8 protein-coding genes, 6 tRNA genes and 3 rRNA genes are annotated in these 15,360 nt (G+C 59.0%); all 17 read left to right on the forward strand.

The genetic code is table 11. The annotated features are described in order from the left end of the window. Positions 1-309 precede the first annotated feature (309 nt). The 17 genes from AC3AP7_RS00005 to rpoB all read left to right on the forward strand — a co-directional run bounded on the left by AC3AP7_RS00005 (position 310) and on the right by rpoB (position 15,346). Positions 310-1,840: ribosomal RNA gene (locus AC3AP7_RS00005) — 16S ribosomal RNA — on the forward strand. A gap of 61 nt (positions 1,841-1,901) precedes the next feature. Further along, positions 1,902-1,978, forward strand: a tRNA-Ile gene (locus AC3AP7_RS00010). A gap of 34 nt (positions 1,979-2,012) precedes the next feature. Beyond that, positions 2,013-2,088: transfer RNA gene (locus AC3AP7_RS00015), tRNA-Ala, on the forward strand. Between the two features lie 287 nt (positions 2,089-2,375). Continuing rightward, positions 2,376-5,256, forward strand: a 23S ribosomal RNA gene (locus tag AC3AP7_RS00020). Between the two features lie 164 nt (positions 5,257-5,420). Continuing rightward, a 5S ribosomal RNA gene (gene rrf, locus AC3AP7_RS00025) occupies positions 5,421-5,533 on the forward strand. The 16S, 23S and 5S rRNA genes sit together here with 5 tRNA genes alongside, the layout of an rRNA operon. Positions 5,534-5,684: 151 nt before the next feature. Further along, positions 5,685-5,770: transfer RNA gene (locus AC3AP7_RS00030), tRNA-Tyr, on the forward strand. Between the two features lie 40 nt (positions 5,771-5,810). Next, positions 5,811-5,884, forward strand: a tRNA-Gly gene (locus tag AC3AP7_RS00035). A gap of 14 nt (positions 5,885-5,898) precedes the next feature. Then, positions 5,899-5,973: transfer RNA gene (locus AC3AP7_RS00040), tRNA-Thr, on the forward strand. 62 nt (positions 5,974-6,035) lie between these two features. Further along, positions 6,036-7,226: an elongation factor Tu gene (tuf, locus tag AC3AP7_RS00045; protein WP_102645092.1), complete on the forward strand. Its 1,191-nt coding sequence runs from the start codon at positions 6,036-6,038 to the stop codon at positions 7,224-7,226. Between the two features lie 64 nt (positions 7,227-7,290). After that, positions 7,291-7,366: transfer RNA gene (locus tag AC3AP7_RS00050), tRNA-Trp, on the forward strand. Positions 7,367-7,401: 35 nt separating this feature from the next. Further along, positions 7,402-7,782: a preprotein translocase subunit SecE gene (gene secE, locus AC3AP7_RS00055; RefSeq protein ID WP_475766829.1), complete on the forward strand. Its 381-nt coding sequence runs from the start codon at positions 7,402-7,404 to the stop codon at positions 7,780-7,782. A gap of 1 nt (position 7,783) precedes the next feature. Next, positions 7,784-8,341, forward strand: coding sequence for a transcription termination/antitermination protein NusG (gene nusG / locus AC3AP7_RS00060; RefSeq protein WP_475766826.1), 558 nt, complete (start codon positions 7,784-7,786; stop codon positions 8,339-8,341). A 151-nt stretch (positions 8,342-8,492) separates the two neighbouring features. Next, a complete protein-coding gene (rplK, locus tag AC3AP7_RS00065) occupies positions 8,493-8,924 on the forward strand; it encodes a 50S ribosomal protein L11 (protein ID WP_475766824.1) in 432 nt (143 codons plus the stop codon). Then, positions 8,925-9,623 (forward strand): 50S ribosomal protein L1, encoded by a 699-nt coding sequence (gene rplA / locus AC3AP7_RS00070; RefSeq protein WP_475766821.1) that lies wholly within the window; start codon positions 8,925-8,927, stop codon positions 9,621-9,623. A gap of 298 nt (positions 9,624-9,921) precedes the next feature. Next, on the forward strand, positions 9,922-10,419 hold the full coding sequence (gene rplJ, locus AC3AP7_RS00075) for a 50S ribosomal protein L10 (protein WP_475766818.1): 498 nt from the start codon (positions 9,922-9,924) through the stop codon (positions 10,417-10,419). A 60-nt stretch (positions 10,420-10,479) separates the two neighbouring features. Beyond that, positions 10,480-10,857 (forward strand): 50S ribosomal protein L7/L12, encoded by a 378-nt coding sequence (gene rplL, locus AC3AP7_RS00080; protein WP_475766816.1) that lies wholly within the window; start codon positions 10,480-10,482, stop codon positions 10,855-10,857. A 382-nt stretch (positions 10,858-11,239) separates the two neighbouring features. After that, positions 11,240-15,346 carry a DNA-directed RNA polymerase subunit beta gene (rpoB, locus tag AC3AP7_RS00085; RefSeq protein ID WP_475766813.1) on the forward strand — a complete coding sequence of 1,369 codons (4,107 nt, stop codon included), beginning with the start codon at positions 11,240-11,242 and terminating at the stop codon, positions 15,344-15,346. Positions 15,347-15,360 lie beyond the last annotated feature (14 nt).

A 15,360-nucleotide genomic window follows, 5' to 3' on the forward strand; every position in this document is an offset into this window, starting at 1 on the left:
GTTTCTCTGCTGCAGACGCAGCAACGCAGCGAAGCAGCGCCGGAGTGAACAGGGCAGTAGCGGGGCGCAGCACGCAGCGAATGTTCTTTAAAAACATACAGCCGATAAGTGTGGGCACTTGATGCAGGGCGCGCAGCGCGGGGTTCGCAAGAGCCGCGCGCAGGGCAAAAGTATCAAAGTGTCTCACACAGTATTGAAAGGAAGGTCAGGGCTGCTTCGTCAAGGGGCAGGGCCTGGCCGCAACGTCAGTACGTTGAGTGAGCGACCGGTTTAGCGGGAGACCGCGGAACCGAAAACAGTAACAGGTTTGAACTGAAGAGTTTGATCCTGGCTCAGATTGAACGCTGGCGGCATGCCTTACACATGCAAGTCGGACGGCAGCGCGGGCTTCGGCCTGGCGGCGAGTGGCGAACGGGTGAGTAATACATCGGAACGTGTCCAGTAGTGGGGGATAGCCCGGCGAAAGCCGGATTAATACCGCATACGATCTGTGGATGAAAGCGGGGGACCTTCGGGCCTCGCGCTACAGGGGCGGCCGATGGCAGATTAGCTAGTTGGTGGGGTAAAGGCCTACCAAGGCGACGATCTGTAGCTGGTCTGAGAGGACGACCAGCCACACTGGGACTGAGACACGGCCCAGACTCCTACGGGAGGCAGCAGTGGGGAATTTTGGACAATGGGGGCAACCCTGATCCAGCAATGCCGCGTGTGTGAAGAAGGCCTTCGGGTTGTAAAGCACTTTTGTCCGGAAAGAAAACCTTTGAGCTAATACCTCGTGGGGATGACGGTACCGGAAGAATAAGCACCGGCTAACTACGTGCCAGCAGCCGCGGTAATACGTAGGGTGCGAGCGTTAATCGGAATTACTGGGCGTAAAGCGTGCGCAGGCGGTGCTGTAAGACCGATGTGAAATCCCCGGGCTTAACCTGGGAACTGCATTGGTGACTGCAGCGCTGGAGTATGGCAGAGGGGGGTGGAATTCCACGTGTAGCAGTGAAATGCGTAGAGATGTGGAGGAACACCGATGGCGAAGGCAGCCCCCTGGGCCAATACTGACGCTCATGCACGAAAGCGTGGGGAGCAAACAGGATTAGATACCCTGGTAGTCCACGCCCTAAACGATGTCAACTGGTTGTCGGGCCTTCATTGGCTTGGTAACGTAGCTAACGCGTGAAGTTGACCGCCTGGGGAGTACGGTCGCAAGATTAAAACTCAAAGGAATTGACGGGGACCCGCACAAGCGGTGGATGATGTGGATTAATTCGATGCAACGCGAAAAACCTTACCTACCCTTGACATGGATGGAACCCCGCTGAGAGGTGGGGGTGCCCGAAAGGGAGCCGTCACACAGGTGCTGCATGGCTGTCGTCAGCTCGTGTCGTGAGATGTTGGGTTAAGTCCCGCAACGAGCGCAACCCTTGTCCCTAGTTGCTACGCAAGAGCACTCCAGGGAGACTGCCGGTGACAAACCGGAGGAAGGTGGGGATGACGTCAAGTCCTCATGGCCCTTATGGGTAGGGCTTCACACGTCATACAATGGTCGGAACAGAGGGTAGCCAAGCCGCGAGGTGGAGCCAATCCCAGAAAACCGGTCGTAGTCCGGATCGCACTCTGCAACTCGAGTGCGTGAAGCTGGAATCGCTAGTAATCGCGGATCAGCATGCCGCGGTGAATACGTTCCCGGGTCTTGTACACACCGCCCGTCACACCATGGGAGTGGGTTTTGCCAGAAGTGGCTAGTCTAACCGCAAGGAGGACGGTCACCACGGCAGGATTCATGACTGGGGTGAAGTCGTAACAAGGTAGCCGTATCGGAAGGTGCGGCTGGATCACCTCCTTTCCAGAGCCTGCGCCATGGCGCAAGTGCTCACGCTTATCGGCTGTAGGCATGACAGACTCAGGGGTCTGTAGCTCAGTTGGTTAGAGCACCGTCTTGATAAGGCGGGGGTCGCTGGTTCGAATCCAGCCAGACCCACCAATCTGTCGGAGGCGGGCCCCTGGGGGAAGACATGGGGGGCATAGCTCAGCTGGGAGAGCACCTGCTTTGCAAGCAGGGGGTCGTCGGTTCGATCCCGTCTGCCTCCACCAGTCCTCAATGCACGAAGCGCCTGCGGTGGCAGGGCCTGCGTGCATTGGCGATTGAGCCAGTCATGGCGGCGCGCACAGGGTGTGCGCCGGCTGTCGTTCTTTAACAATCAGGAAGAAGTAGTAAAGAGATTGGCCGAAAGCATCTCGAGATGGATGCGAGTAGGTGAATCAGGGTTGTGATTGTATCGATGTATCTCAGGGCCCTCGGAAGAGGGCAGTGGAATACGGCACAACGCGAAAACTCAACCTGTAGCGGGAAGGTGTCGGAAGAGACACACCTGTTATAGGGTCAAGCGAACAAGTGCATGTGGTGGATGCCTTGGCGATCACAGGCGATGAAGGACGCGGTAGCCTGCGAAAAGCTGCGGGGAGCTGGCAAACGAGCTTTGATCCGCAGATGTCCGAATGGGGAAACCCACTCCGAATGGAGTATCCGTGGCTGAATACATAGGCCATGTGAAGCGAACGCGGCGAACTGAAACATCTAAGTAGCCGCAGGAAAAGAAATCAACCGAGATTCCCAGAGTAGTGGCGAGCGAAATGGGAGCAGCCTGTACTCTTTATCTGCATTGTCAGCTGAACGCTCTGGAAAGTGCGGCCATAGTGGGTGATAGCCCCGTAGGCGAAGGCAGTGTGGAAGAACTGGGTGTACGACAAGTAGGGCGGGACACGTGAAATCCTGTCTGAAGATGGGGGGACCATCCTCCAAGGCTAAATACTCGTGATCGACCGATAGTGAACCAGTACCGTGAGGGAAAGGCGAAAAGAACCCCGGGAGGGGAGTGAAAGAGATCCTGAAACCGCATGCATACAAACAGTCGGAGCCTCGCAAGGGGTGACGGCGTACCTTTTGTATAATGGGTCAGCGACTTACATTCAGTGGCGAGCTTAACCGAATAGGGCAGGCGTAGCGAAAGCGAGTCCGAACAGGGCGTCCAGTCGCTGGGTGTAGACCCGAAACCAGGTGATCTATCCATGGCCAGGCTGAAGGCACGGTAACACGTGCTGGAGGGCCGAACCCACTAACGTTGAAAAGTTAGGGGATGAGCTGTGGATAGGGGTGAAAGGCTAAACAAACCTGGAAATAGCTGGTTCTCTCCGAAAACTATTTAGGTAGTGCCTCGTGTATCACCTTCGGGGGTAGAGCACTGTCATGGTTGAGGGGTCCATTGCGGATTACCTCGCCATAGCAAACTCCGAATACCGAAGAGTGCAATCACGGGAGACAGACATCGGGTGCTAACGTCCGGTGTCAAGAGGGAAACAACCCAGACCGCCAGCTAAGGTCCCGAAATATGGCTAAGTGGGAAACGAAGTGGGAAGGCTAAAACAGTCAGGAGGTTGGCTTAGAAGCAGCCACCCTTTAAAGAAAGCGTAATAGCTCACTGATCGAGTCGTCCTGCGCGGAAGATGTAACGGGGCTAAGCCATATACCGAAGCTGCGGATGCACAGCAATGTGCATGGTAGGAGAGCGTTCCGTAAGCCTGCGAAGGTGCACCGGAAGGTGTGCTGGAGGTATCGGAAGTGCGAATGCTGACATGAGTAGCGATAAAGGGGGTGAAAGGCCCCCTCGCCGTAAGCCCAAGGTTTCCTACGCAACGTTCATCGGCGTAGGGTGAGTCGGCCCCTAAGGCGAGGCAGAAATGCGTAGCTGATGGGAAGCAGGTCAATATTCCTGCACCAGTGTGAAATGCGATGGGGGGACGGATCGCGGAAGGTTGTCCGGGTGTTGGAAGTCCCGGTCGCTGCGTTGGAGAAGGTGCTCTGGCAAATCCGGGCACGGGATTCAAGGGCGTGGCGCGAGCTTCTCCGGAAGCGAAGCAACTGGAAGGGGTTCCAGGAAAAGCCTCTAAGCTTCAGTTTCACATTGACCGTACCGCAAACCGACACAGGTGGGCGAGATGAGTATTCCAAGGCGCTTGAGAGAACTCGGGAGAAGGAACTCGGCAAACTGGTACCGTAACTTCGGGATAAGGTACGCCCTTGTAGCTTGACAGGCCTGCGCCTGGAGGGTGAAAGGGTTGCAATAAACTGGTGGCTGCGACTGTTTAATAAAAACACAGCACTCTGCAAACACGAAAGTGGACGTATAGGGTGTGACGCCTGCCCGGTGCCGGAAGATTAAATGATGGGGTGCAAGCTCTTGATTGAAGTCCCGGTAAACGGCGGCCGTAACTATAACGGTCCTAAGGTAGCGAAATTCCTTGTCGGGTAAGTTCCGACCTGCACGAATGGCGTAACGATGGCCACACTGTCTCCTCCCGAGACTCAGCGAAGTTGAAGTGTTTGTGATGATGCAATCTCCCCGCGGCTAGACGGAAAGACCCCATGAACCTTTACTGCAGCTTTGCATTGGACTTTGAACCGGCCTGTGTAGGATAGGTGGGAGGCTGTGAAGCGTGAACGCCAGTTTGCGTGGAGCCGTCCTTGAAATACCACCCTGGCTTGTTTGAGGTTCTAACCTTGGGCCCTGAAGCGGGTCTGGGGACAGTGCATGGCAGGCAGTTTGACTGGGGCGGTCTCCTCCCAAAGTGTAACGGAGGAGTACGAAGGTACGCTAGGTACGGTCGGAAATCGTGCTGATAGTGCAATGGCATAAGCGTGCTTGACTGTGAGACTGACAAGTCGAACAGGTGCGAAAGCAGGTCATAGTGATCCGGTGGTTCTGTATGGAAGGGCCATCGCTCAACGGATAAAAGGTACTCTGGGGATAACAGGCTGATACCGCCCAAGAGTTCATATCGACGGCGGTGTTTGGCACCTCGATGTCGGCTCATCTCATCCTGGGGCTGTAGCCGGTCCCAAGGGTATGGCTGTTCGCCATTTAAAGAGGTACGTGAGCTGGGTTTAAAACGTCGTGAGACAGTTTGGTCCCTATCTGCCGTGGGCGCTGGAAGTTTGAGGGGGCCTGCTCCTAGTACGAGAGGACCGGAGTGGACGAACCTCTGGTGTACCGGTTGTCACGCCAGTGGCATCGCCGGGTAGCTATGTTCGGAAGAGATAACCGCTGAAAGCATCTAAGCGGGAAACTCGCCTCAAGATGAGACTTCCCCGGGGCTTCGAGCCCCTTGAAGGGTCGTTCAAGACCAGGACGTTGATAGGTCAGGTGTGGAAGCGCAGTAATGCGTTAAGCTAACTGATACTAATTGCCCGTAAGGCTTGATCCTATAACCGGTGTGTTTCGCCGCCCCCGAACCGGGATGCGCGGCAGACCACCCGGGTTGAGATCGCGTGTTGTGCCTGAAACAACGCAACCCCGCTTCAGCATCCCTCTTTACGCTTCTTCCCGATTGGCTGCGGCGCCGTGCCGGCGACGCAGCAACCCGTCATGCCTGATGACCATAGCGAGTCGGTCCCACCCCTTCCCATCCCGAACAGGACCGTGAAACGACTCCACGCCGATGATAGTGCGGATTCCCGTGTGAAAGTAGGTAATCGTCAGGCTCCTCATGCCCTCGCTCCGAACCCCGTCCACCTCCGTGGCGGGGTTCGGCCGTTTACGTGAACAGCTTATAAGTGAGAACGGTGGGGTTCGTGATCAGCACATAACGCTTGACACTGTGTTGCTCTTCCCCCATAATCAACAGTTCTCTGCGGAGGGGTGCCCGAGTGGCTAAAGGGGGCAGACTGTAAATCTGTTGGCTTACGCCTACGTTGGTTCGAATCCAACCTCCTCCACCAGAATGCTTGCTGTAGCGCAGTTGGGAGTCGCCAGATCCTTGCGGGTGTAGCTCAATGGTAGAGCAGAAGCCTTCCAAGCTTACGACGAGGGTTCGATTCCCTTCACCCGCTCCAGCAATAGATGTAGCGCCCATGTGGCTCAGTGGTAGAGCACTCCCTTGGTAAGGGAGAGGTCGGCAGTTCGATCCTGCCCATGGGCACCAGAAGTACTCGGTGATTGTTTGCGCGCGGCGCAACGTACGGAAAATCCTCTTAGGAGTCGAAAATGGCCAAGGGTAAGTTTGAGCGGACCAAGCCGCACGTGAACGTTGGCACGATTGGTCACGTTGACCACGGCAAGACGACGCTGACGGCGGCGATCACGACGGTGCTGACGGCGAAGTTTGGCGGTGAGGCGAAGGCATACGACCAGATCGACGCGGCGCCGGAAGAAAAGGCGCGCGGCATCACGATCAACACGGCGCACGTGGAGTACGAGACGGCGAACCGTCACTACGCGCACGTTGACTGCCCGGGTCACGCGGACTACGTGAAGAACATGATCACGGGCGCGGCGCAGATGGACGGCGCGATCCTGGTGTGCTCGGCCGCGGACGGTCCGATGCCGCAGACGCGCGAGCACATTCTGCTGGCGCGCCAGGTGGGTGTGCCGTACATCATCGTGTTCCTGAACAAGTGCGACATGGTGGACGACGCGGAACTGCTCGAGCTGGTGGAAATGGAAGTGCGCGAGCTGCTGTCGAAGTACGACTTTCCGGGCGACGACACGCCGATCATCAAGGGTTCGGCCAAGCTGGCGCTGGAAGGCGACAAGGGCGAGCTGGGCGAAGTGGCGATCATGAACCTGGCGGACGCGCTGGACACGTACATTCCGACGCCGGAGCGTGCGGTGGATGGTGCGTTCCTGATGCCTGTGGAAGACGTGTTCTCGATCTCGGGTCGGGGCACGGTGGTGACGGGCCGGGTGGAGCGCGGGGTGGTGAAGGTCGGCGAGGAAATCGAGATTGTCGGGATCAAGCCGACGGTGAAGACGACCTGCACGGGCGTGGAGATGTTCCGCAAGCTGCTCGACCAGGGTCAGGCGGGCGACAACGTGGGTATCCTGCTGCGCGGCACGAAGCGCGAAGACGTGGAGCGCGGGCAGGTGCTGGCGAAGCCGGGTTCGATCACGCCGCACACGCACTTCACGGCTGAGGTGTACGTGCTGAGCAAGGATGAGGGCGGCCGTCACACGCCGTTCTTCAACAACTACCGTCCGCAGTTCTACTTCCGTACGACAGACGTGACGGGCTCGATCGAGCTGCCGAAGGACAAGGAAATGGTGATGCCGGGCGACAATGTGTCGATCACGGTGAAGCTGATCGCGCCGATCGCGATGGAAGAAGGTCTGCGTTTCGCCATCCGTGAAGGCGGTCGTACCGTCGGCGCAGGTGTCGTCGCCAAGATCATCGAGTAAGCCAGCCAGTACTCGTTGATCAGAAGTTTCGGGGTTGGCGATAACGTCAACCCCAAAATGGTTTAGGGGTATAGCTCAACTGGCAGAGCGTCGGTCTCCAAAACCGAAGGTTGGGGGTTCGATTCCCTCTGCCCCTGCCAACTCTAGCGCCCAATGTGGCGTACGATAAGGTGTTATGGCGAATCCTTCCGTCGAAACTGTAAATACTTCCGGCGACAAGCTGATGCTCGTAGCGGGTGTATTGCTGGTCTTGGCCGGGTTCGTGGGATTCTTCTGGCTTGGTGGTCAGGAGTGGTATGTCCGCGGAGCCGCGCTGGCCGTAGGCCTCATCGCAGGCGTCGCTGTCGGGCTGCTCTCGGGGCCGGGTAAGGGCCTTATCGCTTTCGCGAAAGATTCTTACAGGGAAGTTCGCAAGGTTGTCTGGCCGACCCGAAAAGAGGCTACGCAAACCACACTCGTAGTGTTTGCGTTTGTGGTCACCATGGCTGTGTTTCTGTGGATCTGCGACAAGTCCATAGAATGGGTGATTTTCTCGGCGATTCTGGGCTGGAAATGATATGAGCGATACTCCCGCATCCCCGAGTGGAAAACGTTGGTACGTGGTGCACGCCTACTCCGGTATGGAGAAGAGCGTGCAGCGTGCGCTTCAGGAGCGCATCGAGCGCGCCGGCATGCAGAATCAGTTTGGCCAGATCCTGGTGCCGACTGAAGAGGTAGTTGAAGTCAAAGGCGGTCACAAATCGGTGACCGAGCGTCGTTTCTTCCCGGGCTATGTGCTCGTCGAGATGGAAATGACCGATGAAACCTGGCACCTCGTAAAAAACACGGCAAAAGTGACAGGGTTCGTGGGTGGAGCGCGGAATCGCCCGAGCCCGATTTCCCCGCGGGAAGTCGAAAAAATCATGTCGCAGATGCAGGAAGGGGTCGAAAAGCCCCGTCCGAAGACGCTGTTCGAAGTTGGCGAGATGGTGCGGGTAAAAGACGGTCCGTTCACGGACTTCAACGGGACCGTCGAAGAAGTCAATTACGAAAAATCTCGCGTCCGTGTGTCCGTCACTATTTTCGGCCGCGCTACGCCGGTCGAGCTCGAATTCGGGCAGGTCGAAAAGCTGTAAATCAAGAATCCACGAAGCGCGCCATAGGGCGCGTTTCGTATTTCGCGCTTACGGTCCGCGCAATGACCGTTGAGGAGCGTCAGTAGCCGATTCGTGGCGAACGCGCGTTACTACTCACCGAACGCCTTGGCGTTCCAACGAGGTTTTCAACATGGCAAAGAAAATCATCGGCTTTATCAAGCTGCAGATTCCTGCAGGTAAAGCCAATCCGTCGCCGCCGGTCGGTCCGGCGCTGGGCCAGCGCGGCCTGAACATCATGGAGTTCTGCAAGGCGTTCAACGCGCAGACTCAGGGTATCGAGCCGGGTTTGCCGATTCCGGTCGTTATTACCGCATTCGCCGACAAGAGCTTCACGTTTGTTCTGAAGACGCCGCCGGCGACCGTGCTGATCAAGAAGGCCGCGAAGGTCGACAAGGGTTCGAGCAAGCCGCACACCGACAAGGTCGGTCAGATCACGCGCGCTCAAGCCGAAGAAATCGCGAAGACCAAGATGCCGGATCTCACCGCTGCCGACCTGGACGCGGCGGTTCGGACCATCGCTGGTAGCGCCCGCTCGATGGGCATCACCGTGGAGGGCGTGTAAATGGCCAAGCTTTCGAAGCGTCTGCAAGCATTTGCAAACAAGGTGGATCGCCAGAAGCTGTACGCGATCGACGAAGCGCTGTCGCTCGTCAAGGAATGCGCGAGCGCCAAGTTTGACGAGTCGATCGACGTCGCGGTCCAGTTGGGCATCGACGCGAAGAAGTCGGATCAGGTGGTTCGCGGCTCCGTGGTGCTGCCGGCCGGTACCGGCAAGTCGGTTCGCGTCGCAGTGTTCGCGCAAGGCGACAAGGCCGAGCAGGCACGTGCCGCCGGCGCCGAAATCGTCGGGATGGAAGATCTCGCCGAGCAGGTGAAGGCTGGCAATCTGAACTTCGACATCGTGATCGCTTCGCCGGACACGATGCGTATCGTCGGTACGCTCGGTCAGATCCTCGGTCCGCGCGGCCTGATGCCGAACCCGAAGGTCGGTACCGTGACGCCGGACGTCGCGACTGCCGTCAAGAACGCGAAGGCGGGTCAGGTTCAATTCCGTGTCGACAAGGCCGGTATCATCCACGCCACGATCGGTCGCGCCTCGTTTGAGCCGGGCGCGCTGCGCACGAACCTCGGCGCGCTGATCGAGGCGCTGCAAAAGGCAAAGCCGGCATCGAGCAAGGGCGTGTACCTGCGCAAGATCGCGTTGTCGAGCACGATGGGCGTCGGCGTTCGCGTCGACCAGGCATCGCTCGCGGCACAGTAAGAAATCGGCGGCCCGACGCAAGTCGGGCCGCTTCAAGGGCTTTGGGCGGTTGCGCAAGGGCAGTTCGCATTGGGCAACCGGTTGTCAAAGACCGTTGGCGGAGCAGCAGCAGTCGGGCGGCTCCTTAATGTAAAGCCAACGCAGATGGCGAACCCGAAAAGGTTTTGAAGTGCTGACACCGTTTTCGTCGCGCGTTCTTGAGCGCGAAGGCGGTGGAAATACTCCGGACTGGTCGGACGCCGTTGTTGAACGCGATGCATGGGGTGCGAGCCCTCTGCGTCGAATCTGGAGGTTAACCGTGCCACTGAACAAAGAAAGCAAGCAGGCCGTCGTCGCTGAGGTCGCCGCGCAAGTCGCGAAGGCCCAGACCGTCGTTCTGGCTGAGTATCGTGGGATCACGGTTGGCGATCTGACCAAGCTGCGCGCGAAAGCGCGTGAGCAACAGGTTTACCTTCGCGTGCTGAAAAACACGCTGGCGCGTCGCGCCGTCGAAGGTACGCCGTTTGCTCCGCTGGCAGAGCAGATGACGGGCCCGTTGATCTATGGCATCTCTGAAGATGCGATTGCTGCTGCGAAAGTCGTCAACGACTTCAGCAAGAGCAATGACAAGCTGATCATCAAGGCCGGTTCCTACGAAGGCAATGTGATGGACAAGGCCGGCGTGCAAGCGCTTGCCAACATCCCGAGCCGCGAAGAACTGCTCTCGAAGCTGCTGTTCGTCATGCAAGCACCTGTTTCGGGCTTTGCTCGCGCGCTGGCCGCGCTCGCAGAGAAGAAGCAGGGCGAAGCAGCGTAACGAACCCAGCTTGGCGCCTGATCGCTGACTGTATCCGAATTCAATCTAGGAGTATTTCACATGGCAATCGCAAAAGAAGACATCCTCGAAGCCGTAGGCTCGATGTCGGTTCTGGAACTGAACGAACTCGTCAAGGCGTTCGAAGAGAAGTTTGGCGTGTCGGCTGCTGCTGTTGCAGTCGCGGGCCCGGCTGCAGGCGGCGGTGCTGCTGCAGCTGCTGAAGAGCAGACCGAGTTCACGGTCAACCTGCTCGAAGCCGGCGCGAACAAGGTGTCGGTCATCAAGGCCGTTCGCGAACTGACGGGTCTCGGCCTGAAGGAAGCGAAGGACCTGGTTGACGGTGCACCGAAGCCCGTCAAGGAAGCGGTGCCGAAGGCTGCCGCTGAAGAAGCGAAGAAGAAGCTCGAAGAAGCCGGCGCGAAGGCTGAAATCAAGTAAGTTTCAGCGCGCTGTGCGAAGGCTGGCGGTTTTACACCGCCGGCCTTTTTGTGCTTTGTGGGGACGGCGTTTTTGCGCGGCGTTGCCGGCAAGAACATGGTTCCCAGAAGCCAAAGAAAACCGCCTTTCGGCAACATCGACCGGCGATTCTCTTTGTCTTCTGAAGCGACTGCAGAAGGCAAGTTTGGTCGGGCAGCGGGGAAGTTTTCACACATGACAGGCATCCGCTGCCGTCAGCCAGCGGTTGGTAGCGGCCAACCACCAAGCTTTCAGGCTCGTTCAAGCCATCGGACGGCCATCGGGTCTCAGTCGGTGAACACTCGGGTTGTCACATCAAGGTTTCCTGCCTCGACAACAATGCCCGCCGTGATTCGGAGATCGTATGCAATATTCCTTCACCGAGAAGAAGCGTATTCGCAAGAGTTTCGCGAAGCGCCCCATCGTTCACCAAGTACCTTTCCTGCTGGCTACCCAGCTTGAATCATTCAGCACGTTTCTGCAAGCGGATACGCCGCTCGCACAACGTAAGGCCGAAGGCCTGCAGGCGGCGTTTACATCCGTTTTCCCGATCGTTTCGCACAACGGATTTGCGCGCCTCGAATTCGTCAGCTACATGCTGTCGTCTCCCGCGTTCAACATCAAGGAGTGCCAGCAGCGCGGCCTGACCTATTGTTCGGCGTTGCGCGCCAAGGTGCGCCTCGTTCTCCTCGACAAGGAATCGCCGAGCAAGCCGGTCGTCAAGGAGGTGAAGGAGCAGGAAGTGTACATGGGCGAAATTCCGCTCATGACGCCGACCGGCTCGTTCGTCATCAACGGCACGGAACGCGTGATCGTGTCCCAGCTGCACCGTTCGCCGGGCGTGTTCTTCGAGCACGACAAGGGCAAGACGCACAGCTCGGGCAAGCTGCTGTTTTCCGCGCGGATCATTCCGTACCGCGGCTCGTGGCTCGACTTCGAGTTCGATCCGAAGGACGTGCTGTATTTCCGCGTCGACCGCCGCCGCAAGATGCCGGTCACGATCCTGCTGAAGGCGATCGGTCTCACGCCGGAACAGATCCTCGCAAACTTCTTCGTGTTCGACAATTTTGCGCTGATGCCGGAAGGCGCGCAGATGGAATTCGTTCCGGAGCGTCTGCGCGGTGAAGTCGCGCGCTTCGACATCACGGACCGCGACGGGAACGTGATCGTCCAGAAGGACAAGCGGATCAACGCGAAGCACATTCGCGACCTCGACAACGCGAAGACGAAGTTCATTTCGGTTCCGGAAGACTATCTGCTCGGCCGCGTTCTCGCGAAGAACGTGGTGGACGGCGAAACGGGCGAAGTCATCGCAAACGCGAATGACGAAGTCACCGAGACGGTGCTCGAAAAGCTGCGCGAAGCGAAGATCAAGGACATCCAGACGCTCTACACGAACGACCTGGACCAGGGCCCGTATATCTCGTCGACGCTGCGTATCGACGAAACGGCCGACAAGATGGCCGCGCGTATCGCGATCTACCGCATGATGCGCCCGGGCGAGCCGCCGACCGAGGAAGCGGTCGAAGCGCTCTTCAACCGTCTTTTCTACAGCGAAGATGCGTACGACCTGTCGAAGGTCGGCCGGATGAAGTTCAACCGCCGCGTCGGCCGCGATGAAATCACCGGCCCGATGACGCTGCAGGACGACGACATCCTCGCGACGATCAAGATTCTCGTCGAGCTGCGCAACGGCAAGGGTGAAGTCGACGATATCGATCACCTCGGCAACCGTCGTGTGCGGTGCGTCGGCGAACTGGCGGAAAACCAGTTCCGCGCGGGCCTCGTGCGCGTCGAGCGCGCGGTGAAGGAGCGTCTCGGCCAGGCCGAAAGCGAAAACCTGATGCCGCACGACCTGATCAACTCGAAGCCGATTTCGTCGGCGATTCGCGAGTTTTTCGGTTCGTCGCAGCTGTCGCAGTTCATGGACCAGACCAACCCGCTGTCGGAAATCACCCACAAGCGCCGCGTGTCGGCTCTTGGCCCGGGCGGTCTGACGCGCGAGCGCGCCGGCTTCGAAGTGCGTGACGTGCACCCGACCCACTACGGTCGCGTGTGCCCGATCGAGACGCCGGAAGGTCCGAACATCGGCCTGATCAACTCGCTCGCGCTGTACGCGCACCTGAACGAATACGGCTTCCTCGAAACGCCGTATCGCAAGGTGACCGACGGCAAGGTGACCGACCAGATCGACTACCTGTCTGCAATCGAAGAAGGTCGTTATGTGATCGCTCAGGCGAACGCCGCGGTCGCGGACGAGGGCACGCTCACCGACGAACTCGTGTCGGCGCGCGAAGCGGGCGAAACGCTGATGGTCACGCCGGATCGTATCCAGTACATGGACGTCGCGCCGTCGCAGATCGTGTCGGTGGCTGCGTCGCTGATTCCGTTCCTCGAGCACGACGACGCGAACCGCGCGCTGATGGGCTCGAACATGCAGCGCCAGGCGGTGCCGTGTCTGCGCCCGGAAAAGCCGGTCGTCGGTACGGGGATCGAGCGCACGGTCGCGGTCGACTCCGGCACGACGGTACAGGCACTGCGCGGCGGCGTGGTGGATTACGTCGATGCGGGTCGTATCGTGATCCGCGCGAACGACGACGAAGCGCTGGCAGGCGATGTCGGCGTGGACATCTACAACCTGATCAAGTACACGCGTTCGAACCAGAACACGAACATCAACCAGCGTCCGATCGTCAAGGTGGGCGACAAGGTCGTACGTGGCGACGTGCTGGCCGACGGCGCATCGACGGACCTCGGCGAACTGGCGCTCGGCCAGAACATGCTGGTCGCGTTCATGCCGTGGAACGGCTACAACTTCGAAGATTCGATCCTGATTTCGGAGAAGGTCGTCGCGGATGACCGTTACACGTCGATTCACATCGAAGAGTTGAACGTCGTTGCACGCGACACGAAGCTCGGACCGGAAGAAATCACGCGCGACATTTCGAATCTCGCGGAAGTGCAGCTTGGCCGGCTCGACGAGTCGGGCATTGTCTACATCGGCGCGGAAGTCGAAGCGGGCGACGTGCTGGTCGGCAAGGTGACGCCGAAGGGCGAGACCCAGCTGACGCCGGAAGAAAAGCTGTTGCGCGCGATCTTCGGCGAAAAGGCCTCGGACGTGAAGGATACGTCGCTGCGCGTGCCGTCGGGCATGAGCGGCACCGTGATCGACGTGCAGGTGTTCACGCGCGAAGGCATCCAGCGCGACAAGCGCGCGCAGCAGATCATCGACGACGAACTGAAGCGCTATCGCCTCGACCTGAACGACCAGCTGCGCATCGTGGAAGGCGACGCGTTCCAGCGTCTGGCCCGCATGCTCGACGGCAAGGTTGCGAACGGCGGCCCGAAGAAGCTCGCGAAGGGCACGAAGATCGAGCAGGCTTACCTCGAGGATCTCGACCATTACCACTGGTTCGACATCCGCCTCGCGGATGAAGAAGCGGCCGCGCAGCTCGAAGCGATCAAGGATTCGATCGAACAGAAGCGTCACCAGTTCGACCTCGCATTCGAAGAGAAGCGCAAGAAGCTCACCCAGGGCGACGAACTGCCGCCGGGCGTGCTGAAGATGGTCAAGGTGTACCTCGCCGTGAAGCGTCGCCTGCAGCCCGGCGACAAGATGGCAGGGCGTCACGGCAACAAGGGCGTCGTGTCGAAGATCGTGCCGATCGAAGACATGCCGTACATGGCCGACGGCCGTCCGGCCGACGTCGTGCTGAACCCGCTCGGCGTGCCGTCGCGGATGAACGTGGGTCAGGTGCTCGAAGTCCACCTCGGCTGGGCCGCGAAGGGTCTCGGCTGGCGAATCGGCGAAATGCTGCAGCGCCAGACGAAGATCGAGGAACTGCGTGTGTTCCTGACGAAGATCTACAACGAGTCGGGCCGGGCAGAGGAACTGGACGGCTTCTCGGACGACGAGATTGTCGAACTCGCGCGGAACCTGCGCGAAGGCGTGCCGTTTGCGACGCCGGTGTTCGACGGTGCGACCGAAGAGGAAATGTCCGCGATGCTGGATCTCGCGTACCCGGACGAAGTCGCACAGCAGCTCGGCATGACGCCGTCGAAGAACCAGGTGCGTCTGTACGACGGCCGCACCGGCGAAGCGTTCGAGCGCCCGGTTACGGTCGGCTACATGCACTACCTGAAGCTGCATCACCTTGTCGACGACAAGATGCACGCGCGTTCGACGGGCCCGTACTCGCTGGTCACGCAGCAGCCGCTGGGCGGCAAGGCGCAGTTCGGCGGCCAGCGCTTCGGTGAAATGGAAGTGTGGGCGCTCGAAGCGTACGGCGCATCGTATGTGCTGCAGGAAATGCTGACGGTCAAGTCGGACGACGTGACGGGCCGGACCAAGGTCTACGAGAACCTGGTCAAGGGCGATCACGTGATCGACGCCGGCATGCCGGAATCCTTCAACGTGCTGGTGAAGGAAATCCGCTCGCTCGGTATCGACATCGACCTCGACCGCAACTAATCGGACTACGGAGA

The organism is Paraburkholderia sp. PAMB 6770 (assembly GCF_057748135.1).